Raw genomic sequence first — 3,409 nt, forward strand, 5'->3', positions numbered from 1 at the left:
TGGAGCACGCGATCGCCGGCCGGATCGGTCGGCGTGAACGCGGCAAGGTGCGCGGCGCCGTCGACATAGCGCAGCACCGCCGTGGAAAAGCCGCCGATCAGCCGGTTGGCATTGGCGGCGATGGCGTCGAACACCGGCTGCACGTCCGAGGGCGAGGCTGCCATCACCTTCAGGATATCGGCGGTGGCGGTCTGGCGCTCGAGCGCTTCGCGCGTCTCGTTGAACAGGCGTGCATTCTCGATCGCGATCACGGCCTGGTCGGCAAAGGTCTGGAGCAGCTGCACGAGGTCGGGCGCGAACGCGCCTGTTACGGCGCGCGTGACGCTGATCATGCCGACCGGCGTGCCCCGGTTCATCAGCGGCATGAACAGCACGCTGCGGAAGCCGCGCAGCCGCGCCAGCTCGCGGTTCAGCTGTGGGACGTCATCGGCTTCGCTGTCCGGAAACTGGATGGTCTCCCCGTCACGCACCAGGGCAAAGGTCGGGAAGTCCGAGATCTTGCGCGGGAACGAGGCCTCGAGCCCTTCATCCGCCTCCGGGCTGGTCGGCGTGAACGCCACGAGGTGCAGCTCGTCGCCGGTGAATTGAAGCACGGTGGCGGAGAAGCCGTCGAGCAGGCGCTTGGAACTGGATGCAATCGCCGCGAAGACCGGCCGGGCATCGGAGGGTGATGCCGCGATATTGCGCAGGATCTCGGCGCTGGCGCTCTGGCGATCCCGCGCGATCGCCAGCTCGCTGCGCAGCTGCGCAGTCTCGGCTGCAGCCGACTGCAATCGGCGCTGGAGTTCCTCGATTTTGTTGGAAGGGGTCGTCATTCCTGATCCGGCTTGATGCCGCGACAGGCGCGGCACCGGGCCGGATTATCACATCTTCTGCGGCCGGAGCCAGCCGTCCGCGACCGTGTCGCTGAGGCCCGGCCCGTCTCAGGTCCCCGGCCGCGACACCTCGGTCTCCTTGCTGGTGATGAACTCGAGCAGCACCGGGACGCCTTCTTTCGTCTTCTGGATGCCGCGCCTGATCGCGGGGATGATGTCCTCCGGCTTCAACACCCGCTCGCCATAGCCGCCGAAGGCGCGCGCCATTGCGGCATAGTCGCCGGAAATGTCGGTCGAGCGATATTTTTCGGTCGAGACCGGCATAACCTTCAGTTCGATCGCCATCGAGAAATTGTTGAGCAGGATCGACATGATCGGGATGCGCTCGCGCACGGCGGTCTCGAAATCCATGCCGGTGAAGCCAATCGCCGCATCGCCCCAGACGTTGATGCAGAGCTTGTCGGGCTTTGCCAGCTTGGCGCCCATCGCAAGGCCGAGGCCGTAGCCGAGCTGCGTCGTCTTGCCCCAGCCGAGATAGGTGAGGGGCTCGACCGATTTCCAGAACGGCGAGAGCTGGTCGCGCGGGCTGCCGGCATCATGCGTGATGATGGTGTTCTCGATGTCGACAGTGTGCTGCAAATCCCAGAGCACGCGATAGGGGCTGAGCGGCGCATCGTTGCTGGTGAGTTTTGGCATCCATTTCACCAGCCACTCCTTGTGCGAGGCCGCGATCTCGGCCGCGACGGCGGAGGCATCGCGATCCGCGGTGACGGTCTTGGCGATCTCCTCCAGCAGCGCGTCGAGCACGAGGCCGGCGTCGCCGACCAGGCCGATCTTGGCCTCCACGTCCTTGTTGAGATGATTGGGATCGAGCGTGGAGTGGATGATGGTCTTGCCCTTCGGCATCGCGATGCCGAAGTTTGTTTCAGTGAAGGAGCAGCCGATGCCGAAGATGACGTCGGCTTCGCTCAGAAACTTCGGCACCGCGCGCGGTACTGCAAGGCCGCCCGAGCCGAGCGAGAGCGCATGCGTTTCCGGGAACGACGATTTGCCGCCGAGGCTGGTGGTGACGGGGATCGCCAGCCGCTCCGCGAGCCGCTTCAGTTGCGGCCAGGCCTGCGCGTAATGCACGCCCTGGCCGGCATAGATCACAGGTCGTTTTGCGTTCACGAGCAGGCTGGCTGCTTCCTTCACGTGAACCGGGTCGGCGCCGTAGCGGGTCCGCAGCACCGGTGTGTAGTCGAGCGGCTCCGGCACCTCCTCGTTCCACATGTCGGAGGGGATTTCGACGATCACGGGACCACCGCGGCCGTTCTTCAGCTTGGTGAAGGCGCGGCGGAAGATGTTGGCGACTTCCGCGGCGAGGATGATCGGCTCCGACGATTTCGCGAACGGCTTCATCGCCTCGCTGGAATTGAAGTTCGGCTCGATATGCGCAAGCCTGCGCTGATAGCCCATCGGCAGCACCAGCACCGGCACGGATTCGCCAAAGCACTGCGCAACGCCGCCCATCGCATTCTCGGCGCCAGGTCCATGCTGCATGCAGAACGCGCCGATGCTGCGACCCGACGTCACCCGCGAAATCGCATCCGCCATGTGGATGCCGACGCGCTCCTGTCGCACCATCACGGGCCGGATCTCGGCCTTGGCCGCATGCTCGATCAGATGGTTGACCGGATAGCCGCAGAGGATCTCGATTCCCTCGCGCCTCATGATTTCCGCAATGGCGGTGCCGAGCTTCATGGCGTCTCTCTCCTCAAGGCTTGGCCGGTTGGTCCGGCCGATTGGGGAGAGAGGATCAGGAAATGCCGGGTGGGTAAAGCGTGGGCAGGCGACAGTCAGCTATGCAGCGGACTGCCATAGCTCGGATCGAGCGCTGCGTATCCGGGATAACCGCATCTGCGGGAGTTGCTCTCCGGATTTCGCCTCGCTATTTGCAATTTCGGCAGATCGTCAGTTTGCGTTTCAACGCCTCGTCCTCCTGGTCGAGGCTGCCTGCATCTGGATAGGAGCTGGAGTCCCTTGTGGCGCGGGATCTCGCAGGCGGTGTCACCTGACTTGGGGTGTCAGTGTCGTCCGCGGCGCTGAAGCCATCGTAATCGGCCGCCGAATTCGGTGCCGGCTGACCGACGACGGATGGTGACGCCCCTCTGCCGGAGGCCGCCGGCGGAATCCTGGAATTCTTGGTGTTCGCGCGCGGCGGCGAGGCAGTTTGAGGAACCAGCGAAACCGGCGGCGCGACCGAAGTCTGCCCGCTCGCGCTGTCCTGCGACTCGACGCCGATCAACATGAGGCCGAGAGCCAAGAGCGTCACGCTTCTCATCCGCATCCTTCAAGCCGCTCTTGTTCAATGATTGACCGCATCGCTCGTCGATCGACGCCGTGTTGAAGGATATCAGGACTCGCATGGAGGTCAAAGCCCGCGCAAATGGGAGCGCCGTCGCGCGGAAGGAGCGACTTTTCCGCCGTCTCGCCGCGCTTCAGGCAGTCGCGACCGCCGGCTCAGACCAGCGTGCCCGCGTGAAGGTTCGCGTGCGCGAGCAACGACTGGATCACGACGTTGTCGCCGGGGCCTCCGTCCAGCACGTCGAGGC

Annotated in this window: 3 protein-coding genes; all 3 read right to left on the minus strand. The window is 64.8% G+C overall.

Features of this window, described 5'->3' with window-relative positions; translation table 11 throughout:
* On the minus strand, positions 1-815 hold an 815-nt coding region (locus tag MOV74_RS34225), incomplete at its 3' end, for a GAF domain-containing protein (RefSeq protein WP_246931389.1).
* 108 nt (positions 816-923) lie between these two features.
* The gene (locus tag MOV74_RS34230) at positions 924-2,558 is read right to left on the minus strand and encodes a thiamine pyrophosphate-requiring protein (RefSeq protein ID WP_246931390.1); all 1,635 of its coding nucleotides are present in this window, start codon (positions 2,556-2,558) and stop codon (positions 924-926) included.
* 187 nt (positions 2,559-2,745) lie between these two features.
* Positions 2,746-3,138, minus strand: coding sequence for a hypothetical protein (locus MOV74_RS34235; RefSeq protein ID WP_246931391.1), 393 nt, complete (start codon positions 3,136-3,138; stop codon positions 2,746-2,748).
* Between the last annotated feature and the right edge of the window lie 271 nt (positions 3,139-3,409).

The sequence above is a fragment of the Bradyrhizobium sp. SHOUNA76 genome, assembly GCF_023006445.1.
Lineage (GTDB): Bacteria > Pseudomonadota > Alphaproteobacteria > Rhizobiales > Xanthobacteraceae > Bradyrhizobium.

Coding starts and splice junctions, on each gene's coding strand:
- MOV74_RS34230 (WP_246931390.1), bottom strand. CDS start 2,558: ATGAAGCTCGGCACCGCCATTGCGGAAATCATGAGGCGCGAGGGAATC.
- MOV74_RS34235 (WP_246931391.1), bottom strand. CDS start 3,138: ATGAGAAGCGTGACGCTCTTGGCTCTCGGCCTCATGTTGATCGGCGTC.